At 60.5% G+C, this 25,348-nt stretch carries 25 protein-coding genes; 17 read left to right on the top strand and 8 right to left on the bottom strand.

The window, feature by feature from the left end; all coding sequences use genetic code 11:
- Positions 1-159 precede the first annotated feature (159 nt).
- The 10 genes from infA (at position 160) to AB5750_RS00080 (ending at position 6,227) form a co-directional block, all read left to right on the top strand.
- Positions 160-378 carry a translation initiation factor IF-1 gene (gene infA, locus AB5750_RS00125; RefSeq protein WP_035137443.1) on the top strand — a complete coding sequence of 73 codons (219 nt, stop codon included), beginning with the start codon at positions 160-162 and terminating at the stop codon, positions 376-378.
- Between the two features lie 150 nt (positions 379-528).
- Positions 529-642 (top strand): 50S ribosomal protein L36, encoded by a 114-nt coding sequence (rpmJ, locus tag AB5750_RS00120; protein ID WP_006363204.1) that lies wholly within the window; start codon positions 529-531, stop codon positions 640-642.
- 14 nt (positions 643-656) lie between these two features.
- Positions 657-1,031 carry a 30S ribosomal protein S13 gene (rpsM, locus tag AB5750_RS00115; RefSeq protein WP_022094275.1) on the top strand — a complete coding sequence of 125 codons (375 nt, stop codon included), beginning with the start codon at positions 657-659 and terminating at the stop codon, positions 1,029-1,031.
- Between the two features lie 14 nt (positions 1,032-1,045).
- Positions 1,046-1,450, top strand: coding sequence for a 30S ribosomal protein S11 (rpsK, locus tag AB5750_RS00110; protein WP_006235274.1), 405 nt, complete (start codon positions 1,046-1,048; stop codon positions 1,448-1,450).
- Between the two features lie 19 nt (positions 1,451-1,469).
- A complete protein-coding gene (gene rpsD / locus AB5750_RS00105) occupies positions 1,470-2,066 on the top strand; it encodes a 30S ribosomal protein S4 (RefSeq protein ID WP_006235275.1) in 597 nt (198 codons plus the stop codon).
- Between the two features lie 32 nt (positions 2,067-2,098).
- On the top strand, positions 2,099-3,040 hold the full coding sequence (locus AB5750_RS00100) for a DNA-directed RNA polymerase subunit alpha (protein ID WP_006235276.1): 942 nt from the start codon (positions 2,099-2,101) through the stop codon (positions 3,038-3,040).
- A 30-nt stretch (positions 3,041-3,070) separates the two neighbouring features.
- Entirely contained in the window at positions 3,071-3,538 is a 468-nt protein-coding gene (rplQ, locus tag AB5750_RS00095) for a 50S ribosomal protein L17 (protein WP_099432038.1), read from the top strand.
- A gap of 92 nt (positions 3,539-3,630) precedes the next feature.
- A complete protein-coding gene (gene truA / locus AB5750_RS00090) occupies positions 3,631-4,455 on the top strand; it encodes a tRNA pseudouridine(38-40) synthase TruA (protein ID WP_368145000.1) in 825 nt (274 codons plus the stop codon).
- Between the two features lie 161 nt (positions 4,456-4,616).
- A complete protein-coding gene (locus tag AB5750_RS00085) occupies positions 4,617-5,657 on the top strand; it encodes a glycosyltransferase family 2 protein (RefSeq protein WP_368154869.1) in 1,041 nt (346 codons plus the stop codon).
- A 132-nt stretch (positions 5,658-5,789) separates the two neighbouring features.
- The gene (locus AB5750_RS00080) at positions 5,790-6,227 is read left to right on the top strand and encodes an arginine repressor (protein ID WP_006235280.1); all 438 of its coding nucleotides are present in this window, start codon (positions 5,790-5,792) and stop codon (positions 6,225-6,227) included.
- Between the two features lie 185 nt (positions 6,228-6,412).
- Here the strand turns inward: AB5750_RS00080 and AB5750_RS00075 are convergent, their stop codons facing one another.
- Positions 6,413-8,617: a transglycosylase domain-containing protein gene (locus AB5750_RS00075; protein WP_368144998.1), complete on the bottom strand. Its 2,205-nt coding sequence runs from the start codon at positions 8,615-8,617 to the stop codon at positions 6,413-6,415.
- A 162-nt stretch (positions 8,618-8,779) separates the two neighbouring features.
- Here AB5750_RS00075 and AB5750_RS00070 point away from each other — a divergent pair, with 162 nt between their 5' ends.
- The 4 genes from AB5750_RS00070 to AB5750_RS00055 all read left to right on the top strand — a co-directional run bounded on the left by AB5750_RS00070 (position 8,780) and on the right by AB5750_RS00055 (position 15,172).
- Positions 8,780-10,738 carry a U32 family peptidase gene (locus tag AB5750_RS00070; RefSeq protein WP_368144997.1) on the top strand — a complete coding sequence of 653 codons (1,959 nt, stop codon included), beginning with the start codon at positions 8,780-8,782 and terminating at the stop codon, positions 10,736-10,738.
- A gap of 96 nt (positions 10,739-10,834) precedes the next feature.
- A complete protein-coding gene (gene tyrS / locus AB5750_RS00065) occupies positions 10,835-12,046 on the top strand; it encodes a tyrosine--tRNA ligase (protein ID WP_195361112.1) in 1,212 nt (403 codons plus the stop codon).
- A 304-nt stretch (positions 12,047-12,350) separates the two neighbouring features.
- Positions 12,351-14,171, top strand: a complete 1,821-nt coding sequence (locus AB5750_RS00060; RefSeq protein WP_368144996.1) for an adenine deaminase — start codon at positions 12,351-12,353, stop codon at positions 14,169-14,171.
- 206 nt (positions 14,172-14,377) lie between these two features.
- The gene (locus AB5750_RS00055) at positions 14,378-15,172 is read left to right on the top strand and encodes a Cof-type HAD-IIB family hydrolase (protein WP_195444904.1); all 795 of its coding nucleotides are present in this window, start codon (positions 14,378-14,380) and stop codon (positions 15,170-15,172) included.
- Between the two features lie 344 nt (positions 15,173-15,516).
- On the opposite strand, the gene AB5750_RS00050 is transcribed toward AB5750_RS00055, so the two are convergent.
- The 7 genes from AB5750_RS00050 to AB5750_RS00020 all read right to left on the bottom strand — a co-directional run bounded on the left by AB5750_RS00050 (position 15,517) and on the right by AB5750_RS00020 (position 21,459).
- Complete coding sequence (locus AB5750_RS00050; RefSeq protein WP_368144995.1) at positions 15,517-16,629, bottom strand: IS110 family RNA-guided transposase; 1,113 nt, start codon at positions 16,627-16,629, stop codon at positions 15,517-15,519.
- 220 nt (positions 16,630-16,849) lie between these two features.
- Positions 16,850-17,692 carry a Cof-type HAD-IIB family hydrolase gene (locus AB5750_RS00045; protein ID WP_368144994.1) on the bottom strand — a complete coding sequence of 281 codons (843 nt, stop codon included), beginning with the start codon at positions 17,690-17,692 and terminating at the stop codon, positions 16,850-16,852.
- Positions 17,693-17,779: 87 nt separating this feature from the next.
- Entirely contained in the window at positions 17,780-19,198 is a 1,419-nt protein-coding gene (locus tag AB5750_RS00040) for a citrate synthase (protein ID WP_368144993.1), read from the bottom strand.
- A 77-nt stretch (positions 19,199-19,275) separates the two neighbouring features.
- Positions 19,276-19,563: an ACT domain-containing protein gene (locus tag AB5750_RS00035; protein ID WP_006235289.1), complete on the bottom strand. Its 288-nt coding sequence runs from the start codon at positions 19,561-19,563 to the stop codon at positions 19,276-19,278.
- Between the two features lie 396 nt (positions 19,564-19,959).
- Positions 19,960-20,667 carry a site-specific integrase gene (locus AB5750_RS00030; RefSeq protein ID WP_349104814.1) on the bottom strand — a complete coding sequence of 236 codons (708 nt, stop codon included), beginning with the start codon at positions 20,665-20,667 and terminating at the stop codon, positions 19,960-19,962.
- An 18-nt stretch (positions 20,668-20,685) separates the two neighbouring features.
- Positions 20,686-20,937, bottom strand: coding sequence for a helix-turn-helix domain-containing protein (locus AB5750_RS00025; RefSeq protein ID WP_006235292.1), 252 nt, complete (start codon positions 20,935-20,937; stop codon positions 20,686-20,688).
- Positions 20,938-20,946: 9 nt separating this feature from the next.
- Positions 20,947-21,459, bottom strand: coding sequence for a hypothetical protein (locus AB5750_RS00020; RefSeq protein WP_368144992.1), 513 nt, complete (start codon positions 21,457-21,459; stop codon positions 20,947-20,949).
- Between the two features lie 144 nt (positions 21,460-21,603).
- Between AB5750_RS00020 and AB5750_RS00015 the strand changes: the two genes are divergently transcribed.
- The 3 genes from AB5750_RS00015 to AB5750_RS00005 all read left to right on the top strand — a co-directional run.
- Complete coding sequence (locus AB5750_RS00015) at positions 21,604-23,820, top strand: hypothetical protein (RefSeq protein WP_368144991.1); 2,217 nt, start codon at positions 21,604-21,606, stop codon at positions 23,818-23,820.
- 5 nt (positions 23,821-23,825) lie between these two features.
- Positions 23,826-24,566 (top strand): ABC transporter ATP-binding protein, encoded by a 741-nt coding sequence (locus tag AB5750_RS00010; RefSeq protein ID WP_368144990.1) that lies wholly within the window; start codon positions 23,826-23,828, stop codon positions 24,564-24,566.
- A gap of 279 nt (positions 24,567-24,845) precedes the next feature.
- The coding region (locus AB5750_RS00005; protein WP_368144989.1) for a hypothetical protein at positions 24,846-25,348 on the top strand (503 nt) is incomplete at its 3' end.

Here is a 25,348-nt window from a genome sequence, read left to right as displayed (position 1 = left end):
TTCAAGGCGATCTTGGGCATCAGGAAACGGCTTTGTTTTACATTTCAAAAAGTAACAAGTTTCACTTAGTTGTGGAGCCATTACGAAGATATTACGATACGTGCGCGCGTATTGTAGAATACTCAATCGCTGTCGTTTTCTAGAGAAAGATGATTGCTTGTGAAGAAGGAAGACGCAATTGAGCTCGAGGGTACGGTGAAGGAACCGTTGCCCAACGCCATGTTTAAGGTCGAGCTCGAGAACGGTCATTCGGTTCTGTGCAACATTTCTGGCAAGATCCGAATGAATTACATCCGTATTCTCCCCGGTGACAGGGTTGTCGTGGAGCTTTCCCCGTACGACCTGACCCGCGGCCGCATCACCTATCGCTACAAATAGCGGCACGCATACACGCACTCTATTTCCGACTGCAGGCTTAGCTCAACCTACGGTCGGATTGTGTGTGAAGACCAGCCATAGTTTTAAACGCCTGCGGCTGGGCGAGTAGATAGTAGGGAAGTAGTTTGAGCGCTACCGAAAGGAAGAACGATGAAGGTACGTCCTTCGGTCAAGAAGATGTGCGATAAGTGCAAAATCATTAGGCGCCATGGCAAGGTCCTCGTCATTTGCGAGAACCCCCGTCATAAGCAGCGTCAGGGTTAAGAGAGGAGACTACGTTGGCCCGTATTAATGGTGTCGACCTCCCGCGTGAGAAGCGCGTTGAGATCGGTCTGACCTACATTTACGGCATCGGCCGCACCACTGCGACGAAGATTTGCGTCGAGTGCAACGTTAACGTGGATACGCGCGTTAAGGACCTCACCGAGGATGAGGTTAACGCCATCCGCGATTATATCGACAAGAACCAGATCATGGTTGAGGGCGACCTCCGCCGTGAGCGCAACCAGAACGTCAAGCGCCTTATGGACATCGGCTGCAACCGCGGCCTTCGTCACCGCAAGGGCCTCCCGGTCCGCGGCCAGCGCACCCACACTAACGCTCGTACCCGCAAGGGCCCGAAGCGTCAGATCGGTGCTAAGAAGAAGAAATAAGGAGCGCTAGATAGATGGCTACTGCTAAGAAGAACGTTCGCGCTGCCCGTCTGAAGCGCGCGGACCGTAAGAACATTTCCGTGGGCCAGGCTCACATTCGTTCTACGTTCAACAACACGATCGTTTCGATCACCGATCCCCAGGGCAACGTCATTTCCTGGAAGTCGGCTGGCCAGGTGGGCTTCAAGGGCTCCCGTAAGTCCACGCCGTTCGCTGCCCAGATGGCTGCCGAGGCTGCTGCCAAGCAGGCCATGGAGCACGGTATGAAGAAGGTTTCCGTCTTCGTCAAGGGCCCCGGCTCCGGTCGTGAGACCGCCATCCGCTCCCTCCAGGCTGCTGGCCTCGAGGTCTCGAGCATCCAGGACAAGACCCCCATTCCGCACAACGGCTGCCGCCCCAAGAAGCGTCGCCGCGTGTAACTGAAAGGATCGTATCAATATGGCAATCGACAGGACTCCTGTTCTTAAGCGCTGCCGTCAGCTCGGGATCGATCCCGCTGAGCTCGGTTACAGCAGCAAGAAGGAATCTATCCGTCAGCCCAAGCGCCGTCGCAAGGAATCTGAGTACGGCATGCAGCTGCGCGAGAAGCAGAAGGTCAAGTTTATTTATGGCGTTCTGGAGAAGCAGTTCCACGGCTACTTCAACAAGGCCCGTAAGATGAACGGCGTCACCGGTGAGAACCTCATGATCATCCTTGAGTCTCGCCTCGACAACGTTGTCTTCCGTCTTGGCTTCGCCCGCACCCGCAAAGAGGCTCGTCAGTCCGTCCGTCACGGTCACTTTACCGTGAACGGCAAGCGCGTGGACATCCCGTCCTACCGCGTCAAGGCCGGCGACGTCGTCGCTGTCGGCGAGAAGTTCCGTGACCTCCTCCCCATCAAGGAGGCTCTGATTTCCTCCGAGCGCTTTGAGGTCCCTGGCTGGCTCGAGGTCGATATCGAGAAGCTGTCTGGTAACGTGCTCGCTCTGCCGACGCGTGAGCAGATCAGCGGTGATATCAACGAGCAGCTCATCGTCGAGCTCTACTCTAAGTAGTCCATCCGGGCTGCTGAGGCTGGAGGTAATACATGTCAGAATTCATTAGGCCTCAGGTTCAGGTCGAAGAGATCAACGAGACGTCTGCTCGTGTCTCCGTCGAGCCGCTCGAGCGTGGCTACGGCGATACGCTGGGTAACTCCCTTCGTCGCGTTCTTCTGTCCTCGCTCGAGGGTGCCGCCGTCGAGGCTATTCAGATCGATGGTGCGCAGCACGAGTTCATGACCATCCCTAACATGGTCGAGGATGTCACCGACATCGTCCTGAATGTCAAGGGTCTTGTCTTCAGGGCTCTCGGCACGACCGACGAGGCGACCGCCACCATCTCGGTTGACGGCCCCTGCGAGGTCACCGGTGCGGACTTCTTTATTCCGTCCGAGTTTGAGCTGGTCAACCCCGAGCAGCACATTGCTACGCTCACCGAGGGTGGCCATCTCACCATGAGCATGCGCATCGGCTATGGCCGCGGCTATGTTTCTGGCGAGGCCAACAAGCGCGACAACGATCCCATCGGTGTGATCCACGTCGACTCGCTGTACTCGCCGGTTTCCCGTTGCGCCAAGCTCGTTGAGGCTTGCCGTGTCGGTCAGCACACCGACTACGACCGCCTTGTCCTCGAGATCGAGACCAACGGCTCCATCGCCCCGCGCGACGCCGTGGTCCAGGCTGCCAATATCATCAACCAGCATATGGCCGCCTTTATGAACCTTGCCGAGACCCCCGAGGTCGAGGAGGAGGCTTCGATCTTCGCTCCCGAGGTCACCAACGACAACGCCGAGCTGGACAAGCAGATTGAGGATCTGGACCTTTCTGTCCGTTCCTACAACTGCCTTAAGCGCGCCAGCATTCACTCGGTCCGTCAGCTCGTTGAGTTCTCGGAGAACGATCTGCTCAACATCCGTAACTTCGGTGTTAAGTCGATCGAGGAAGTGAAGGACAAGCTTGAGTCCATGGGCCTGAGCCTGAAGGCTTAATGCTTCGCATATTTGAGGAGAAACTAGACCATGCGTCACAACGTTAAGAAGGGCCTGAAGCTCGGCACCGATGCGAGCCACACCAAGGCCATGAAGAAGAGCCTTGCTAAGGCCCTCTTCGAGAACGACCGCATCAAGACCACCGAGACCCGCGCTAAGGCGCTGCGTTCGGTTGTCGACCCGATCATCACTTGGGCCAAGAAGGGCGACCTGCACTCTCGTCGTCTGGCTATCGCCAAGCTCGGCGATAAGCAGCTCGTTGCCGAGATTTTCGACAAGGCTGCTCAGGGCATGTGGCAGGACCGCAACGGCGGTTATACCCGCATCATGAAGCTCGGTAACCGTAAGGGCGACAACGCTCCCATCGTTATCATGGAGCTCGTCACCGAGCCTTGCACGCCTAAGGCCAAGAAGGCTGCTCCGGCCCCCAAGAAGGCCGCTGCTCCCAAGAAGGTCGAGGCTGTCGAGGAGACTGCTGCCGAGGAGAGCGCTGAGTAGACATTCCGTCTGCATAGGCTATATTCGAGGGGTACGTTCGCGTACCCCTCTTTTTTTGTCGCGATACCGTTGCTTGTTTGTTGGGAGCGCCCATGACTGTGCCGTCTGATTTCAATTCGATTTCCGAGCTTGACGCCACACTCGTATTTCGCGTGGCCTATGATGGCTCGTCGTATAGCGGATTTGCCGAGCAGCCGGGACAGACGACGGTTGCGGGTGAGCTACGTCGAGCCATCGAGACGCTGCTTCGCCGCCCGATCGATCTGACGTGCGCGGGGCGTACCGATGCCGGCGTGCATGCCGTGGCTCAGTACATCAGCGTGCCCGTAACGGACGATGAGCTCGCTTGTACGCGCCGTAGGTGGCTGCGGGCTATGGATGCCCTGCTGCCCAAAGATATCGCCATTAACGAGGTCTACAAGGCCCGTAAAGGCTTTTCTGCGCGTTTTGACGCGCGTTCCCGTACGTATACGTACCGTATTGCCGATCGAGATGCGCGCCCCGTGCTGTCCCGCGGTGCCGTGTGGTGGCATCGCTATCCCTTGGATGTTGAGGCTATGTCTGCTGCCTGCCCTGCGCTGCTGGGCGAGCAGGACTTTAAAAGCTTTTGCAAGGTTGCTTCGGCCGTTGGCAAGCCCACACATCGCTGCGTGATGCGTGCCGAATTTGGCCATGAGGTTGCGTTTGGCGAGGACATCCTGACGCTCACCATCGAGGGCAACGCATTTTTGCATTCGATGGTGCGCACCATTGTGGGCACGCTCGTCGAGATTGGCATGCATCGCCGTGAACCCGAGTGGATGCGCGAGGTTATCGATGCTTGCGACCGCACCGCTGCGGGCCCCACGGCTCCTGCCTGCGGCCTTACGTTTATGGGCGTGGATTACGATCCCGCCGAGCTTGTCGTGCTCGACTAGGGGAGGGCTCGACGTGTCGTGCGTCGACACCTGTCATCTGTGGGCTGCGCGTGTGCAACATCTGTTCTTGGCGTGCAATGCAACCGGTGTCTCATTGCTTTTATTGCCGGGGTGTACCATGAACCACGGTTTGATTCACTGCTGTCGAGAGGACGGATAATTTGGTTCGACGTGGCTCGCATCCGCGACTTTCGGTGATCCTTGTGGTAGAAGGTTCGCCCAGCTATGCGATGCGTGCGCTCGAGAGTATCCAGAACCAAGACCTCTACGATTTGCAGATTGTCGTTGTCTGTCGCGATACTGCGCCCGGTGTGCGCCATTCGCTTCAAGTTGCTGCCGACAGGGACATCCATATTGATTTGATTGACGTCGAGGACGCGACGCGCGGCGCGTGTCTTCGTGCCGGTTTTGCTGCCTCGCGCGGCTCTCAAATCATCGCCATGAACGCCGATGAGTGGTTTGCTCCGCAATCCCTTTCCAAGATGGTCGATATCGCGTGCGATACTGCGGCAGACATAGTGTTCCCCACGGTGTCGCTCGACCGCTATGATGCACATCGAGAGCGCCATTCGCGCGTCTTGGATGCTACTCATATTTCCATTGATAGCAAATCTTCGATGGTGGCCGGGCTGCCTCAGTTGATTTTAGGCGGCTTGGTTGCTCAAGTCTCTGGCGTGATGTATAGCCGTCCGCTGTTTGAGGCATGCCTTTTGTGCGACAAGGCGTTTCGTACAGTTGGGTTTATGGCATGCGCGCTCTCGCAGGCGCAGCGTGTCTCCGGATGCGGCGACGCTTGTTTCCACGCGGTAGCGCCTAAGCTTACAGATGCCTTTGATCCCACCATGTATGCCAAGGTATCCGATGACACCCGAGCGCTCGACGAGCTTGCGGACTCACTCTCGGAAGCAGATAGCGGTGGTCGGCTCAAGCTGGCAAGCCAAAAGTTCTACTTTGTCGGACTGGTTGCCTGCATCGAGAATTTGTGTCTGAGCCCGCATGGAGTGTCGTCAATCGAGCGTTCCGCCCGCATGCGTGATATGCTCGAGGCGCCTCGAACCCGTCAGATGGTCGCCGCGCTCAAGGACAACCATCGGGGACTGGGTCTGTTGTTTGGGCCGATCGCCAGCGCTAAGCCCGCGCGCTGCGTGATGTGTACGCATCTGGCAGCTTTTCTTAACCGGACGGGCGCAAAAACCGCCTAAACGGCTCATTACGAAACAAACTTGCATAGAATTGTTTCGAAATGCGTTCTTATACACAAAAGCCTTCAAATAGCGTTAAGCTATTCAATCACTGATTGATTGTCTCCGCCATCTTTTGGAGAGAGGGTTTGTATGGCTAAAAAACGCAATGGGCGCCAGGATGCCATTAGAGATATTGTGCGCAATAAGGATGTCCGCACGCAGCGCGTGCTGGTTGATGAGCTCCGTGCTATGGGCTTTGATTGCACGCAGGCGACTGTCTCTCGCGATATTGCCGACATGGGGCTGCGTAAGCTCCCTGAGGGCATCTATGTTCTGGCAGAGGACTTGCACCTGCAGCGTATGGTTTCCGAGCTCGTAACGGGCGTTCTGCGTACCGATAATCTGGTTATGATCAAGGCTCAGCCTGGCACGGCTTCCGGCATCGCCGCCGCCGTTGATGCGGCAGAGTTGCCCGATGTACTTGGCTCGCTTGCCGGCAACGATACGATTTTGGTTATTGCCCAGACGGCCGAGGACGGCGAGCGTCTCGAGGCGCTGATCAATAAGCTGAGCAATTCTCGCAAGTAGGCGTGCGGGTCGTGCGCTCGGCATTGTGTGCGCTTACATAGTGGCTTGTAAGGGGTATCGACGTTGGTCGGTACCCCTTTTTTGTTTGCCGGTATAAAGACCGCCCACCAGGTCGCTTCAAACTAAAAGGCCCCGAGCAGTTCAATAAGCTGCTCGGGGCCTTGTTGGCTTTAGTCGCGTATTTCTTAGCCGACCGTATCGTCAGGCGTGGGCGAGGGGTCGGGAGTGGGCGTAGGCGTAGGCGTAGGCGTAGGCGTGCCGCCATCGCCGCCGGTCGAACCACCAGTGGAGCCGCCCGTCGAGCCACCGGTCGTACCGGTGCCGCCGGTGGTGTCGCCGCCCGTGGTCTCGGTGGTCGTGGTCGTCGTGGTAGTCGTTGTGGTGGTTTCCTCTTCCTCTTCGTCCTTGTCCTTGTCGTCGTTCTCCGACTTCTTGGTGTTATTGGTGCCGTAGAACTTCCAGACGCTGTTGTTCTTGTAGGTGGGCGCCGTTCCGGTCGCAAACTCCTCGCGCTCGGTACCGGTCAGAACGGTGTTCATAAACCGCTTAAAGACAGGCAGGTTGGTGCTGTCGCCCAGCAGGTCCGTGCCGTACTTTTGGATGGGGATCTCGCCCGCGGAATAGCCGGTCCACAGGGCGCACGCCAGCTGCGGGGTATAGCCGCAGAACCACAGGTTGGTGGTGTTGTCGGTGGTGCCCGTCTTGCCGGCATAGGGCTGGTTGACGCTCAGGGCGCCGGCAGCACCCGTACCGCTGCCCTTCATGACGCCGGACAGAACATCGGTGACCGCGGCGGCCTCGCCCTCGGTAAGCACCTGTGAGGGATTGTCGGTGTGCTGGTACAGCACCGAACCGGTACGAGAGTCAATCTCGGTGATGGCGATCGGCTGGCGATAGTAGCCGCCGTTGGCAAACGTCGCGTAGGCGGCGGCCATCTCGAGCGGCGAGATCGAGCCGGTGCCGAGGGTCATGACGGGAACGTCCTCGATGTTGTCCTTGGCGGGGTCGATGCCGAGCTTTTTGACGAGCGAGATGATCTTGCTGTTACCGACGGCTTCCGCCACCTGGATGTAGCCGGTGTTGGAGGAGTATGCCGTCGCCTGCTTAAGCGTGATGTTGCCATAGCTCTGGTTGGCGTAATTTTGGACCTCGGTCGTGGTGCCCTTGGCCTTGAGCGGCGAGTTGCAGTTGAGGGTGACGTTGGGGTTCATGCCGTTTTGGATGGCAGTTGCCAGCGTAAAGGCCTTAAAGGTGGAGCCGACGGGACGCTTGGCCGTGGCATGGTTTACGTGGTTCTCGTCGGCGTTGTAGTCGTAGCCGCCCACCATGCACTTGATGTAGCCGGTCTTGGGGTCGACGACGACCATGCCCATGTCCAGGCCGTCAAGCGAGAGCGTGTCGAGCTGCTCGCGGACGGCATTCTCTGCCACCTGCTGCATCGTGGGGTCGATGGTGGTCTTGACGGTCAGGCCGCCCTTAAAGAGCACGTCGGTCGAGAACTCCTGCTCCAGCAGCTGCTTGACGTAGGAGACAAAGTAGGGCTGCGAGTAAACGTCGAGGCCGCTGCCCGAGATTTCGGTCACATTGAGGGTGATGGGCTCGGCCTGTGCGGCATCGTGCTCCTCCTGGGTGATGTGGCCCAGGCGCAGCATGTTGTCGAGAACCTTGTTGCGGCGAGAGAGTGCCAGATCGGGATTGACCGTGGGGTCGTACTGCGAAGGCGAGTTGGGAAGGCCGATGAGCAGCGCGGCCTCGCTGAGGGTGAGGTCGGCGGCGCTCTTGGACAGATAGGTCTCGGCTGCGGCCTCGATGCCGTAGGCGCCGTGGCCGTAATAGATGGTGTTGAGGTACATCATGAGGATCTCGTCTTTGGAGTACATGTCCTCCATCTTGATGGCGATGTAGGCCTCGCGCACCTTACGCTCAATGGTCGAGTCGAACTGCTCCTCCTGCAGGATGGTGTTGCGCACAAGCTGCTGGGTGATAGTCGAGGCGCCTTCGTGCCCGCCGCCGAGGGTTGCCACCGCAGCACGCGCGATACCCCACAGGTCGATGCCGCCGTGCTCGTAGAAGCGCTCGTCCTCGACGTCAACGGTGCCTTGCAGCACGTAGGGGGAGACCTCGTCCTTGGTGATGGACTTGCGGTATTGCGTGTAGAAGCTCGCGATCTTGTTGCCGTTGCAGTCGACGATCTCGGTGGGCTCGCTCACCAGATACGCGTTGGCGTCGGTGTAGTCGGGCAGATCGGACAGCCAGCGGTTGACGTTGCCGACCATGCCGATGCCAAACGCCACGCCCGCGATAAGCAAAAAGCCCAAAAACGAGAGCAGGATTATGGGCAGAGCATGCGTCTTTGAACGGCTGCGTCCCTGTCGTTGGCGAGGACCCATATATTGACCTCCAGGTATGTCGTGCCGGACGGTGGATGTGCCGTCGGGGCAGGATGGACATAAGTTATTACACGATAAACCAAACGGGGCGCGCGAGGCCTCGTGTATGCTGGAAGACGGCATTTTTCAGAGTGAATGCATACCTTGGTAAGGAGTTTGTCGATGGCGATTCGGACGATGGGGCCGAGCGGACAATACGAGACTGGATTGGATGCTGCCGGTGCGGCGCTGCCCGAGCTGCTGGCGCCGGCGGGCGGACTCGACCAGATGCTTGCGGCCATCGCCGCGGGTGCCGATGCCATCTATGCGGGGTTGGGCGGCTTTAACGCCCGTGTGAGCGCCCATGGCTTTACGGATGACGAGTTTGCGCGCGGCTGCGCCGTGGCGCATGCCCATGGCGTGCGTGTGTACGTAACGCTCAACGTGTTCGTGTTTGACGATGAGTTGTCCGACGCGGTGGCGTTGGGAGCTCATGCACTGGAGTTGGGCGCCGATGCTCTGATTGTCGCCGATGCCGGGTTGGCCTGCGCGCTGCGCGCGGCGATTCCCGGGGTCGAGATTCACCTGTCCACGCAGGCGGGCGCTCATAGCGAGAGCGCCGTGCGGCTTGCCGCCGATGAGCTTGGGGTCGAGCGCGTGACGACGGCACGCGAGCTGACGGTCGACGAGATTGCGGCGCTATGTGCCACGGGCGTGCCCATCGAGGTATTCTGCCACGGTGCGATTTGCATCGGCTATTCGGGGGCGTGCGAGTTCTCGGCCCTGCGGCGTGGGCGCTCGGCGATGCGCGGCGACTGCACGCAGCCGTGCCGTCTGGCGTACGACCTAGTGGACGAGGCGGGACAGAGCGTTGTCGCCGTCGAGGGAGATCGTCTGCTGTGTCCGCATGACTATCTGGGTATTGCGCATCTGCCCGAGCTTGTAGATGCCGGCGTTGCGTCGCTCAAGATCGAGGGGCGCATGAAGAACCCCGATTACGTATTCAACGTGGTGCGGGTTTGGCGCCGGGCGCTCGATATGCTGCGCGACGGCGCGTGGGACCCCGGTACCGTGGAAGAGCTTGAGCGCGAGCTGGGAAGGTCGTTTAACCGTGGGTTTACCGATGCGTACCTGCGAGGGCGTTCGGGTGCCGAGCTGATGAGCTTTGAGCGTGCGATTAACCAGGGCGTGCGCGTGGGGCGCTTGGTCGCTGTGGGCCACGAAGAGGTGACCGTTGAGCTCGACGCTGCCGTGGCGGCGGGTGACACGCTCGAGATTCGGTTTTATCCGGGTGTCGACGCGCGTCCCGATGTGCCTAAGCGCTGGCCGCAGGTGCCCTGCCCGGTGGATGCCGCAGCGGGGAAGCGCGTCGTCGTGCATTGCAAGCGTAAGGTGGACACGGGCTGCGAGGTATACCTGATTCGCAGCGCCGGCGTGTTGGATCAGACGGCGGCGGTGTTGGAGCGCATGCGGGCCGAGGCGGATGCGATTGCGCCCGTTGCACGTGCCGTTGAGGCACTGCCCTTTGAGGACGTTGCGGTGGATGGCGGTGCGTCGACGGAGTTGGTGGAGTGCGCGGTTCCCACTCGCATGGTTTTTGCTTGGCAGCTGATGGATGCCGACCCGCGCGGAGAACTCGATTTGTCCGACGCCGTTGTGGTGCTTGACGAGGTGTGCCGCACGGGTGACGCTGACCGGACCTGCTCACTGATGCAGCGTGCCGGGCGCGTCGTCTGCCGCAACCTAGGACAGGTGGTGATCGCTCGCGAGCTGGGCGTGACGTTTGACGTGGCGGCGCCGGTGTTCTGCGCGAATCGGGCCACGCTTACCTGGCTGCGCGGACTTGGTGCGGGGCGGGTGTACTTGCCGGCCGAGTTGCTCGGCAATGATGCGGAGCGTATTGCCGAACTGGCTGCTGAGCCCGACGTCTTGGGTCCGGTCGACGCCGACCGTCCCGAGCTTATGGTGTGCGAGCACTGCCTGCTGACCGCCGAGGGCGTCTGCGCCACCGATGCGACGGGACAGGTCCGTTGCCGCGACTGCTTGCGTCGTCGGCAGGTACGCTATCTGGTCGAGCGTGACGGTACACGTCTGCCAGTTGCCATTGACGCATGCGGCAGGACGAGGATTTTCCTGTCGTAAGTGCCGCGTCGCGTCAGTTTGTTATCATAAGAGAGTTTATGGACTTCCAGCACCGCCGTTTTCGGCGAGGGTGCTATAGCAAAAGGAGGATACCCAATGCTGTCTGTTGACGAGCAAATGCGTATCATCACCTCGGGCGCCGCGCAGATCGTTCCCGAGGCCGACCTTCGCAAGAAGCTTGAGAAGGGCGAGCCCCTCAACATCAAGCTCGGCGTCGACCCCACCAGCCCCGACCTGCACCTGGGCCACGCTGTGCCGCTGCGCAAGATGCGTCAGTTCCAGGACCTGGGCCACAACGTCACCCTCATCATCGGCAACGGTACCGCGCTGATTGGCGACCCTTCGGGCAAGAATTCCACCCGTCCGCAGCTTTCGCAGGAGCAGATTGAGGCCAATGCCGAGACCTATGTGAGCCAGGCCATGAAGATCCTGGATCCCGAGAAGACCACCATCGTGCACAACGGCGACTGGATCCTTTCGATGGATCTGGCCGGCCTGCTTCAGGTGTGCTCCAAGTTCACCGTCGCCCGCATTCTTGAGCGCGATGACTTTACCAAGCGCTACCAGTCTCAGACGCCGATCGCCCTGCATGAGTTCCTGTATCCCGTGATGCAGGCCTTCGACTCCGTTCAGATCAAGGCCGACGTGGAGATGGGCGGCACCGACCAGCTCTTCAACCTGCTCGCTGGTCGCGAGCTCATGGAGAAGATGGGCATGGAGCCGCAGATCGCGCTCACCATGCCGCTGCTCGAGGGCACCGACGGCGTGCGCAAGATGTCCAAGTCCTATGGCAACTACATCGGCCTGACCGACGCTCCCAAGGATATGTTCGGCAAGACCATGTCCATCCCCGACGAGATGATCGGCAAGTACTATCGTCTGGCCAGCTCGTTCGCCCCGGCCGAGGTCGACAAGATCGACGCCGCCCTGGCCGACGGTTCTGCCGACCCCTACGAGCTCAAGCGCGCTCTGGGCCGCGACCTGTGCGATACCTACCACGGCGCCGGCGCCGGCGACGAGGCCCAGGCCGAGTTCGACCGTGTGTTCAAGGAGGGCCAGCTTGCCGACTTCCCCGAGAAGCACGTTGAGCTGACCGTCAACGACGAGGGCCAGATTTACCTCGCCGGCCTGCTCAAGGACCTGGGCCTTTCGGCCAGCGCCGGTCAGGCCCGCCGCGACATCGACGGCGGCGGCGTCAAGATCAACGGCAAGGCTGTGGCTCCCAAGAGCTACAACATCGATCCGAGCGCCCTCAAACTGGGCGACACCCTCTCTGTGGGCAAGCGCAAGGGCTTCAAGCTGGTCTAACGAGCGAGTTGACCTCACAAGTGCAACAAGGCCGCAGCCGGAACGATTCCGGCTGCGGCCTTTTAAGTTGAGCGTGGAAAATCTCTCGCTGGTCGGCACTTGGGGACGTTCCTTTTGTGCCGGCATCTAGGGACGCTCCTTGTCATTGGCGCAAAGCAACCTGCTCCCATTGCGCTAAGCGGCGTGTGCCGTTAAGCGGAGAGGCGTATTGTTGACCCATCGTTTGGGCATACAATGGCTATGAGCATGCTGCGGTGAAGGCTTGTCCGCTCCGCAGCTTTTTTCTACGGTTAAAGGAGTATGTATGTCCGTTGAGGTCATGAGGACTGTGATCGAGGCCGCCGAGGGCCGCGTGCCCGTCGACACGCTGTTTACCAATGCGCAGATCGTCGACGTGTATGGCCAGCGTGTGGCGCCCGGTAGCGTTGCCGTCAAGGACGGTGTGATCGTCGGCGTGCTCTACGATGGTCGCGACGATGCCGCTGGCACCTACGAGGCAACCGAGGTCATCGACTGCCAGGGTCGCTATCTCGCTCCCGGTTTTATTGACGGGCATTTGCATATCGAGTCTTCGAACATCCGTCCCGCCGAGTATGCTCGCATGGCCGCGACGCGCGGTACTACCACCGCCATTGCCGACAGCCACGAGATTGCCAATGTTGCCGGTCTCGACGGCTTGCGCTTTATGATCGAGGACGGTCGCCGCGCGCCCATCTCCATCAAGTACATGATGCCTTCGTGCGTGCCCGCGCTGCCCGACGAGCAGGCCGGTGCCGTTATTTCGGCTGCCGATATGCAGGCGTTTTTTGCCGAGCATCCAGGCGATGTCTTTGGTCTGGGCGAAATGATGAACCTGCCGGGCGTCTTTATGGCCGACCCCGAGACCTGTGCTCGCATCGATGCTGCCAACCAGACGCCGTCCAAGCAGGTTGACGGCCACGCGCCGCTCGTTGCCGGTAAGGACCTCAATGCCTATGCCGCAGCGGGCATTATCGCCGACCACGAGTCGACGATTCCCGAGGAGGCACTCGACAAGCTATCTCGCGGCATGTATGTGATGCTGCGTGAAGGTACGTGCAGCCATGACCTGGCCAATCTATCGCCGATGCTGCTGGAGAATCCCGCGCGCGCCCGCCGCTGCTGCTTTGCGACCGACGACCGCGCTCCCTCCGATGCGCTTTCGACCGGCATGATCGACAACGCCTGCCGCGTGGCCATCGAGGCCGGCGTCGACCCGGTGGTCGCTATCTCCATGGCGTCCCTTTCCACGGCTGAGGCATTTGGCCTGGACCACGGCTGCCGCGACCCGCACGAGCTCCGCGGCGCAATCGCCCCGGGCAAACGCGCCGATCTGCTGCTGCTCGATGACCTGACGTTTGCCACGGCTCCGCATCGTGTTTATGCCGCCGGTGCCCTGGTGGCGCAGGATGGCACCTTTGTGGGCGAGATTGCACCCGAGATGGCCGAGGTTGCAGCCCTTGCCGATGAGCTGCGCGCCTCCGTTAAGCTGCCGAAGCTTTCGCTCGACGTATTCGACTATGCCTTTAAGCCGGGCGAGGCCGTGATTGACGTGGTACCGGGTAAGGCCATCACGGGCGTGGCTCGCCCCGAGAGTGCCGAGGGTCTGCGCCGCATTATGCTGATCGAGCGTCACGGCCGCGGCGTGTCGCTGCAGGCCGAGGGCGCCGATGGCGACGGCCCCGCTGGCCTGGGCCTGGTCGGCAAGCATATCGGTCGCGGCTGGGTGCGCGGTTTCACCATCACCGGTGGTGCCATTGCCTCCACGATCGGCCACGACTCGCACAACGTGTGCGTGGTGGGCGACAATGCGGCGGATATGATGGCTGCCGTCGAGGCCGTGGGCCAGGGCGGCCACGTGCTGGTGCGCAACGGCGAGGTCGTGGCGCGCATTCCGCTGGCGCTCGGTGGCCTTATGAGCGAGGGCACGGCCGAGGACGTTGCCGCGCAGCACGACGACTTTATGGTCAAGGCGCGCGCCATGGGTATTGAGCCGCCGCTCGACCCCATCATGGGCATTATCTTCCTGCCCCTGCCGGTCATCCCGACGCTCCGCATCCGCCCCGAGGGCATGTTCGACGTTACAACCTTCACCTATGCCGACTAGTCATCGGGGACGTTCTTAAACGACTAGTCGTCGGGGACACTCTTTGGCGGGCTGCCTGACGCCGCGACCGTAGGACCTCTGGCATGTGTGAGCTATTTGCCAGGTCCTTGAAACGTTTGCGCCCGCGGAGTCTTATTTGAGCTCCCTTTGGGTACGTTGGAATCGGATACACGTTCGATTCCAACAAGCCCGAAGGGAGCTTTTCTATGTTTAAACTGATTGCATCCGATATGGACGGCACACTGCTTGACGAAAACGGCCAGGTGCCTCCCGAGACCTACGAATTGATTCTGGCGCTACACGAGCATGGCGTGCATTTCGCCGCATCGTCAGGTCGTCGCTACGATCGCCTGTGTGAGTTCTTTGCGCCCGTTCGCGACAAGATGGACTTTGTTGCCGCTAACGGCGCCCAAGTCTACGCCGACGGTAAGATGGTAGACCGTGAGGTGTATTCGCACCTGGCGATTCGAAGGCTCGCCCAAGCCGTCAGGACGTTTCCCAATCTGCATCTTGCGCTCTTTGACCGAACCAAGTCCTTCTTGCTCGATGACGAGTGCAAGTTCGTGCGTGAGGTCGATAAGGACCTTCCCAATGCCGAGCGCATTTGGGAGCTGCCCGATCCCAGCGTAAATATCATCAAGGCGAGTATCTTTTGCGATGACTGTGCCGTTATGGACAGTGCCTACGTACTGCAGCGCGAGCTTGGCCAGCTTTTTACCTTTGCGCCTTCTGGAAACGCATGGATCGATGCCATGCAGCCTGGTGTGTCGAAGGCCTCGGGAATCGAGCAGCTCATGGAGCACTATGGCGTCGAACGCGACGAGGTCATGGCGTTTGGCGACTCGATGAACGACTACGAGATCATTCGCTTTGTCGGCACGGGCTGCGCGATGGAAAATGCGCGCCCCGCGCTCAAGGCGGTGGCCGATCGCGTCGTAGGCTGCAACCGCGACCACGCCGTTCAGCATGAGCTCCGTCGCGTGCTGGAGAGTCTCTCCTAATCCGGCAGATGGGGACGTTCCTTTTAATATGAGCAGGACATTGTCAAGAGGCAAAATCGGGCCTGGCCCCAACGATATGGGGTCAGGCCCTCTCCCTATATCAACCCGTCCGCGGCGACCTCGGCGTGTCTTCCCGACGCTCGTCTTTGCAGTTTAATATCCGCCCGTGGCGATCTCTCGCTGGGCAATCCGTTGCTACGGCTGAGGCTTCTTCGTCGAACCGACAGTCTGTGCACGCGTGTGGCGCCCTGGGCGCTCGCAGAAAAGGGACCTGAGGTTCGCCTCAACGGCTTCGGATCGAACCGCTTCCGGGGTGATCGGCTTATGTGCGGGGGACCGGCCCCCTACGCCTCCTCGGCCATGAGGCCGACCGCCCACACCCAGCAGGCGAGCTCGCGCGCCGTGGCCACGTTCGCCTTGTTGTTGTGGACCCCGCGCGCGAGCAGCGCCTCCCGCCTCTCGACCAGCCTCCGCACGCCCTTGGCGGCATGCCTGCGGGCGACCCGGTCCGGGGCCTGGCCCCTGGCGAGGTCCTTCGGCCGCCCCGAGCACGTCAGGTAGTGCCACGCGGCCTCGACCAGCGCCTTCCTCAGGTGTTTGTTGCCCGCCTTGGTGATCGCGCCCCTGCGGTCGCTCTCCCCGCTGGAGTGCTCGGAGGGCGTCAGGCCGACCCCTGCGGCGAACGACCGGGCGTTCCTGAACCTCGAGAACTCGCCGGCCTCGAACACGAGGTCGGCGGCCGTCGCGGTGTCGACGCCCTTGAGGCAGCGCAGGGAGTCGACCCTCCTCCTCCACCTGGGCTTGCGGGCCTCGGCCTCGACGAGCCCCTCGAGCCTCGCCTTCTCCTCCGCCGCCCGCCTGACCGCGTCGACGTAGTAGGCGAGCACGTCGTTGTCGGCCCCCTCCGCGAACCTAATCGACTCGATCCAGGACCAGTGCGCCCGGGTCCAGTTGCCCTTCCTGCGGCCGGTGGGCGTCCTCTCGTCGAAGACGAGCCCGTGCCTGAGCAGGAACTTGGAGAGCCGCTGCTTCGAGCGCGAGAGGTCGTCCCTCGCGTCCTCGAGCGCCCTGGTCAGGTCGCGGGCGGCCTCGCACTCGTCGTCGGGGACCCACACCTCGACCACGTTGCCGACCGACAGCATGCGGGCGAGGAACTCGGCGTCGTTGCGGTCGTTCTTCCTGCGCCTGTCCGCGCTGGGCTTGATCATCTTCGAGACGGCGCCGACCACGCAGTCGACCCCGAGGCCGGAGAGCCTCTTCTGCAGGTCGAAGCCCGTGACCCCGGACTCGTACACGCACCTGGCCCTGGGGTCCATGGAACGGACCCACTCCGCGACGGCGCCGGCGTCGTAGCCGAAGGTCGCGGCACGTACCTCCCCGGTCATGACGTCGAGGGAGACGGCCTTTATCGAGCGGGCGTGGACGTCGAGGCCGATGAAGGTGGTAGTATCGAGCATGGGAGCCCCTTCCATGAATGCGGCGTGGCCGCCGCGGCTGAATTAGACACTCACCATTGTCGGCCTAATCCGCGGTCTTTCATGCAGCAGGGGCTCTCAATGTTTTTATGTCCTGCTCATATCGTCTCTGCCGGCAGTGGGGGACAGTCCTTGCAGCTTTTTGCGAAGAGTGTCCCCAGTGACTAGTCGTTTAAGAATGTCCCCAATGACTAGTCGATGACTAGGCGAGGGCGGCCATGATGGTGCGGGCGACACCGTCGTGGTCGTTGTCGAACTCGGTGATGGCGTCGGCGGCCTCGCGATCCTCGGGCTCGGCGTTGATCATGGCCATGCCATGGCCCGCTGCCTGCAGCATGGGGATGTCGTTGATGTTGTCGCCGAAGGCCCAGGCGTCGGCGAGAGACTCGCCCAGATGCCCGCATAGCCAAGCCAATGCCGTTCCCTTGGTGGCGCCCTCGCCCATGACCTCGATATTCATGGCGTACGAACGCGTGACCTCAATGCCTCCGAGCGTTTCGAGCTCCGCCGCGATGGCGTCGCGATCGGCCGGGTCGTGCCAGTACATGGCGATGCGTTCGAGCGTCTCGACCTCGTCGATCTTGCTGTCGATATCCATGTCGATCGGTGTTCGCGTACGCTTGAGCGAAGCCGCGATGTGGGGGTCGCCGCCGCAGAATTCGTCCAGGCGCGCGTAGAGCGAGCGGGGGAGGAAGCACTGCCCGTCCGCGAAGATATCGAAGGTCACATCATGGCCGGCAGCAATGCTATGGACGCGGTGGGCGATGGCGCGGTCGAGCGGTCGGCTCAAAATGTGCGTAGCACGTGAGGTGTCGGTGGGCGTACCGGCGTCGAGCTGCCAGACGCTGGCACCGTTGGCGCAGACCGCGTAGTGTACGGCGGGGTGGGCGAGGATGGGCTCAAAGATGCCCGACAGCGGGCGCCCCGTGCAGGGCACAAACTCAATACCGCGGCGCGCAAGCTCGTCGAGCATCGCCCAGGTGGCGTCGCTCATCTGCTTATCGCTCGTCAGCAGTGTTCCATCCATATCGGAAAATACAATCATTTGATGCAGCCCTTTCTACTGGCATAAAAAGCGTGGCCGAGGGCGGTGATGCCCTGGCCACGCTCGGGTTCTATAACGGTCCGCGTCCTAGCGATCGGCGAGCGGCTTATACTCCAGCGGCTCGATAACCGGGCGATACGCGGGACGGATGATGCGGTGCGCGCAGAAGAGCTCTTCCATGCGGTGCGCCGACCAGCCGGCCATGCGGGCGACGGCGAACAGCGGCGTAAAGAGCGTCTCGGGCACGCCGAGCATCTTGTAGATAAAGCCCGTGTACAGGTCGATGTTGGCGCAGATGGGCTTGGTCATGCCGTGATCGCGCATCACTTGCGGTGCCAGGCGCTCGATGCGCTCGATGAGCGCGAACTCCTCGCCCAGGTCCTTCTTGGCGGCAAGCGTGCGCGCATAACGGCGGCACACCTCGGCGCGCGGGTCGCTCAGCGTGTAGACGGCGTGGCCCATACCGTAGATGAGACCCGTGCCGTCGAAGGCCTGCTTGTCGAGAATCTTGCCCAGGTAGGCTGCGACCTCGTCCTCGTCCTCCCAATTGGAGACATGCGCACGGATGTCCTCGTGCATGGACACGACCTTGGCGTTGGCGCCGCCGTGGCGCGGGCCCTTGAGCGAGCCGATAGCCGCGGCGTAGGCGGAATACGGGTCGGTGGCCGAAGACGACAGCACGCGGCAAGCGAAGGTGGAGTTGTTGCCGCCGCCGTGCTCGGCATGCAGCATGAGCATAACGTCGAGCAGCATCGCCTCATCGTGGGTGAACGCCATGCCGCCGCGCAGGACCTGTAGGATGGTCTCGGCGGTGGAGAGACCGGGCGTGGGGTGCGGCACGTGCACCTCGGAGCCGCGAAGCTTGGCGATCGAGGCCATGTGTGCGAAGGCGGCGATGCGCGGGAGACGTGCGAGCATGGAAATGGCGACGTCGATTTCGTGCTCGGGCGTGATCACGTCTGGTTCGGCATCGAAGGCGTAGAGCAGCAGCACGGCGCGCTGGAGCACGTTCATGATGCTCGACGACACCGTGGTCATAGGGAACTCTTTAACGTACTCGTCGCTCAGATGTCTAAAGGCACCTAGGCGCTCGCAGAAGCCGCCGAGCTCTTCCTTGTTGGGTAGCGAACCCGTGATAAGCAGATAGGCGACTTCTTCGTAGCCGTAGCGATTTTCGGCCTGGGCATTGTTGACCAGATCCTCGATGCTGTAGCCGCGAAGCGTGAGCTTGCCCTGGTCGGGCACGACCTTTCCGTCGACCTTGTTGTAGCCGTGCGCATCCGAGATACGAGTGAGGCCCGCGACCACGCCCGAGCCGTCGGCATTGCGCAGGCCGCGCTTGACATTGTGCTCAACAAATAGGCCCTCGTCATAAGGGTCAGTCGGCAGGCCATAGTAGAGATTTTCGCTTTCGGGCGAAATCTGGCGGCTCGCTTCGTAATCCAAGACCAGGCGGCTCAGGTGGTCGTCGAAGCGGTAATAGATTTTCTTGGCGTCGTAGGCCATGCGCGCTCCTCTCCGGGCCGCATCGGGGTGACTTGCATGGGCATGCGCGCGTCAGGCTATCCCCAGCGGCTTGCTCGCTACAGGCGGTACATAAAGTTGAAGACGTCCTCGCGCTGGATGGACACGTTGACGCCCGAAAGCTCGCCGGCCTCGGCCAGCGCCTTCTGCAGCTCGGCGAAGTCGAGCTTGGACTCGGCGGTATCGGCCAGCATGGTCATGGTGAAGATGTCCTCGATAATGGACTGCGTGATGTCGCGGATGTCGACGTTGGCCTCGCCTAGGACACGGGTGACGCCGGCGACGATGCCGGGGCGGTTCTTGCCAAGGACGGTGATGACGATACGGGAGGACGAGATCTCGGCCATGGGAAACCCTTTCGCGTGATTGCGGCGCGCGCGGGGCGCTCCGCTACGGTACAGTGTTCATCATTGTACCTGTCTGGCGCAAAAAAGGCGCGCTCGCTGCGGCGTTACATGCCTGCAACATGAGCGTAAGGGGGAAGGCCGTACGGGGAAGAGCCGTCTGGCGCGTGTCCGGCTCGTGTTGGGTTGATTTCCGATCTCAGCCGAACACATTGAGCGGACAGGCCGTTCCCGCAGTCAGCCGAACGCCTCCGACGGCTGATTCCGAACTGGAAGCGGAGGGCATCCCCGCCCTTCGGTAGGGGATACCGCTCCGCGGCGCATGCCGCGGGCGGCGCCCCTATCGGACCACCGTGACCTCAGTTGGGATGGGCCCAGCACTGCCGCGTACTCGGTGAGCTAGAGCCAACTGTTCGTCTTCACGTCGCGTATGGCGATATTTCGGTCGTCCGGCTCGGTGATGCCGTAGCCGAACGCCTGGAGCGTCTCGATGGACTCCTGGATCCTCTGTTGGAACATGGGACCCGGATCGACCCTCGGCCCGAGGTGCCCGCGCCAAAGGCACGGCGTGGCGCGCAGCATGTTATGGATTTTGGAGATGGGCTCGATGTCGGCGTAGACGTTGAGCGTCGCCATGGCGTCCTTGTGGCCGAGGATCGATTGGAACGCCTTGATATCGCCGCCTTGGCGGATCCACTGCGTTGCGAACGTGTGGCGAAGGCCGTGGAACGTGATCAGCTCGTCGTTGGTGCCCATGAGGCCGTTGGTCTCCGAGAACGTCTTGAACGCCCTGCGGATATAGCTTGTCGTCGCGAAGGTCGCGCCCGGCTCCGACAGGATGTAGCAGTCCCCGATCTCGACCGCCCCGGTAAGGCCGCGCAAGCGCAGCTTTCCGCAGTCGATCTCGTGGGTCTCCTTCAGGAAGGGGAGTAGGCCGACCGGGTCGATGGGGATACCCCTGGCGTCATGGGTCTTGGTGTCCTTGATGAACGAACCCATTCCCTTCGCGTACGCCACCGAGTGTCTGATCGAGATCAGGCCCGTCTCGAAATCCACATCGCACCACCGAAGGCCGCAGACCTCGCCGATTCGCATCCCCGTGTGCAGGGCGAGTACGACCGCCCTCTAATCCTCGGCGGACCAATCGAGTCCGAACTCCTTTCGGGCATCCTCTTCGCTCATGACTTCGAGAAGGTCTCCGGGTTGGCAACGAAGGGCGAGGCATAGCTGCTCGAGTGTGTTGAAGCGAATGCCGCGAATATGCCCTTTTTTAATACGGGACAGGTTCACGGGCGTGGTTCCAATCCTTTCGGCAAGTTCGTTCGAGGAAATCTTTCGCTCGGCCATGATCTTGTCGAGGCGAACAATTACGGGCATGGCGTTTCCTTACGCAATCTCGTCGGAGTCGAGGTACAGCTCTCGGGCGTACAAGAAGAGCTGGGAAAGCATGAACAGGACGATGCCGAGAACCAGAGAGGTCCAATCGAATGATGAAGCGATCTCTTGGGCGCCGACGGCCCCCTCGCCGCCAAACATCGAAACGGAGGTTTTGAGTGAGCCGGCGTAGAGGCTGGTGGCAGCTTGAACAACGAAGAGAATGCCGAGCACCTTCAAGCATGTCGCAGACCCTTTCTTGAAGGGGTCTCCGCTCTTGATCGTCCACACGAGAACGGCGCTGAGGATGGTCGTAGCGATACCGATGACGGCAGGGACCAATGTCGAGATCGCAAGGGCTGGATACACGGGGGAGTCTGCAATTACAGGGTTGTCGAGCACTTCGATTGCTGGCTTTAAGGAGAACGCCACTTGTGCGATGGCGGTGGCGCAAAGGGTCGCAGAGGCTATCGCACATGCGATGCGGAAGGAATGAAGCCGGGGAGTGCGATTGTCGGAACTCATAATAACCTCCGAAGAATTTAAAAAACTCAGGTTACTTTTTAACAGTTTATGTTAAATTGACTTTGCCGGCAAGTAATCACAGCATGCTGCAACTGAAACCCCGCGCATCGGGCTGAATCGTGTTGAAACGAGCTGGTGATACGTATGCTCAAAATCTCGAAGGCGATCTTTAGGTCGCTTCTCTCCTCCAGGTCGCTCTGTGTTGTCGTTGTTGCGTTGATGGTTCTTTGTGCTCTGCCCGTCTTCAGGAGCGCGGCTGGCATCGACGGACGGGTCGAATACCTCGAGTCGGGAATAACCCGTGTTGAGCAGGAATTGTCAGCATCCTATGCGGATGCGCTTGTGAATGCGGGGGAGGACGGTGTCTATACCTCTTCATCAAGCATGCCCGCGCTTCTGTACCCTCTTGCCGCGGGACGTCTTATCTTGGCACCGCTCTCTCCCCTACTTCCGTTTCTGCAGGTATCGGATGGAGAGTACACCTATTATGACGGATCGAAGGAGTACTTGCTATGGGTCGCAACGGCCGTTGCCGTCTCGTTCCTTGCCGCGCGTCTTAACAAACGTGAAAAGCTCATCATTCAGGCACCGATGGGCGAGCTGGGTAGACTTGTTGCATCGAGCGTATGGGCGAGTGTTTTTGCAATGCTTGCCGTCCTCGCCATCAATCTTCCAGGGATAATCGCCGCGCTTGTGAAGAATGGCCCGGGCTCGCCGTTCTATCCGATAGGCTACATTCAATATGCGACTCCGGTTATCAAACCGGCTTGGCTGGTGTTCGCGCAGACGGCCATCTTGCAATTCTTGGTGGCAGCGTTCATCTCGCTTGTCGTTCACCTTGCCGTGAAGATTGCCAATAACCCTACGCTTGGAATCGTGTTCGTATGTGCCCTGATGGGGGTGACGATGGTTCCCGGGTATTACGGAAGATCCATCGCTTTACGTGAGTTCGCCCTGTTGAATCCCCTTTCGTATGCGAACACCGAGTTGACCGTCGGCGCCTATAGCCCGTACCCGACAACGCAGATAGTGAATCTGCCCGGACTTTGCTTCGAGCGTGGCGCGATTACCCTCGTATGCGCAATCGGGATCGAGGTGCTGGCAATTAGCCTGCTTTGCGTTGCTGGAAAGAGCGGCTGCGCGCGCCCGATGCCCCCGATTTGTCTTGAGAGAGGTTCCTTCACCGCATCGAGAGCGGCAACTCGTTCGAGCGCTTGTGCCTCCGCCGTTGCATACGTAAGAACGATGGGGAAACTGCTCCTGCATTCTCCTGCCCTCGCCGTATGCGCGATTGCAATGTCGACGACGATGCTGGCCCCGGCTCTGGTCGAGATGTTTCCTGACGCTGATAACGTTTCCGCTGTTCGGTATAGGGATGGGGAGCTCCGTTCAATAGATCGGTATCTAGAGCAGAACGCTGCGAATATGGACGTCGAGGGCAAAGCGGCCCTGGAAGACATGCGGGATGCTCTTTCGGGCTTCGTGTACGCGCCTATGCCTGCGGAGGGGTTTCGAAGCCTTGCGACGTACGAGCGCGCTCGAGGTGAGCTGGGCGCGGCAGATGCGACTCTCCTGCAATCGATCGGAATCGAGCCGGAGACTCCTTCTCGTGCGGAGGCGCGCGCCCTTCTGCTCGAGTCGATCGCGAGCTTGCCGGACCCCAAGGTTTACGAGTTAAGTACGAAGATGCCCCCATTAATCCTCCTTTCCTATCTCCAGGCAGCGCTTCCTTCCTTGTTTTGGCTGTTGCCCGTGGTTGTCACATCGCTTGCGTGCACCTACCTGCGGTGCCGTTCCCTTCTGGTTTTCCAAGTCCCCGCAACAGCGCATGTGCGTTTTCTGACGGCTGTTGCGCTGTCTCTCCTGCTTGGCTTGGCGCTGCTTTTGGTGTCGATGGTTCCCGCTGCGGTTGTGTCCTTGATTAAGAACGGTGCGGGTGGATCGGAGTATCCCGTCGCTCTCATTCGGGCGGGAGCTTCGACAACGTCCATGGTGGGGGAGGCGGTGTTGCGTAGCGTTCCGTTGCTGGTCATGGCATACGGCGTGATTTCCGTCGTCGCTGCGTTGACAGCAGCGATTAGCCGCAGCCCCGTTGTCACCGGAGTGGTTTGCGCGGTTCTCTTGGTGTTGGGTTCGTTGAGCGCTCATGTTGAAAGCGCGGGCATGGGCGCCGCGCTGCTGGCTCCATTCGCCTCGTTTGATCCCGCTTCCCAGGTGGGGACGATTGGGTTCCTTGGGCGAGGGACGAACGCGATGCCTTTTGGAGAGGTCGTCGGCGCATCGGGCGCTCTGCTGGTGGTCTTGGGCGCCGTATCTCCGTTGTTGGTGCGCCTGGGTGTTCCGAAGATCGAAAGGGGATGATCTCGATGATTGACCTTCAAACGCTGACGATCTCTTATGGAAAGAAGGTGCTCGTAGATTCGGTGGACGCTGAGTTTGCCCCGGGTACGGTCTACGGTCTCGTCGCTCCGAACGGGCATGGAAAGACGACGTTGCTGCGTGCGATGGCAGGTTTGCCGGGTCCTCGCGTGGACGGGAGCATCGTTCTGGATGAGGTGCAGGGTACGGGTGCGAGAGAGGTCCGTTCTATGATCTTCTATGCACCTGGTGAGGGGACGCTGCTGTATCCCGGATTGCGTGCGGAAGATCACCTCAAGATGGTTTGCGATATGTGGCCGCATGCTCGCGATATCGAAGAGATAGTGGAACAAACGCAGATAGGCGAGTTCGCGAAGATGAGGATCCGCACTCTGAGCCAGGGCATGAAGCAGCAGCTTACCCTGGCGATTGCGTATGCGACGGGTGCGCGGTACCTTCTATTAGATGAGCCCATGAACGCGCTCGACCCCAGCAGGGTGGGCTTGCATTCAGAGATCCTCAGGAAGCTGGCCGATTCTGGTACGTGCATCATCATGTCATCCCACATCTTGGATTCGGTCGATAGGCTGTGCGATGAGATTCTGTTTTTGAAGGATGGGAGGCTCATTAGAAGCATTCCGCAAGATGATGCTGCGCCGAAGTCTCCTGGATCCCATTTCGCAAAGCCTGCCGGACGCGCCGAGGGTGCGCTAAGCACGTATCGGCGACTCTACGAAAAAGGCGGGTAGAAATGCAAGTTAAAAATCTATGTGGTCAATGTGATGCCGTTGAACCCGCGTATCGATACCGCTCAGCCATTCGCCTCGCCCCCATCGCACGCATCTTCATTCGGTCTGTCATTATTAATCTAACGATGCTTTGAGGAACGTAGGTGCTTCCAAATGTACTGTCGACTTCTTCTCAAACTAATCCTAAGAGACAAGGCCGTATGGATCTCTACGCTCGTTCTCGCCGCAGCCTTCTCCGTCCCCATTGCGTTCAATTCACCCATCTACGGGCCCTTCTTTATGAAACAGGGCATGCAGAGCTTTGTCGACGCATTCAATACGCGCGCGCCCCAGGCCAGCGGCACAGACCTATCTCCAGAGCAGCAAAATGACGCGGAGCTTGCAAGATACGCGAACGCCGCCCTCGCCGCTCAAACCGACGCCGCCTTTCTCGATTCTGCCGAGAGCTACTACGCGCTCATGGACGAGGGCTTCCAATCCGGGTCCATCGTGGGGGACCAGGAGACCAATGACGCAGACCTCGCGTATTGCCGTGCCCTGAGCAGCTCCGGCATCGCGGATATCCCGGCCTCCGCAAACGACCTGCCGTTCCTCTCCTTCCTGCCCTACGCCATTGCCCAGGCGCCGTCTTTCCTTCCCTTCATCCCCTTCCTTCTCTCGTCGATACTCGTGCTCGGCGCCACAAGGCCCGGGACCCCGGCGGCAAAGGCGCCCGTGCCCAAATTCCGGCGCCTTATCCAGACCGTGTTTTCGATAATCGGCGCGGGGACCGCGATGCTCCT

This window comes from Collinsella aerofaciens (assembly GCF_040926185.1).
Classification (GTDB): Bacteria; Actinomycetota; Coriobacteriia; order Coriobacteriales; family Coriobacteriaceae; genus Collinsella; species Collinsella aerofaciens_BC.
This window is presented reverse-complemented; position numbering and strand designations above follow the sequence as displayed.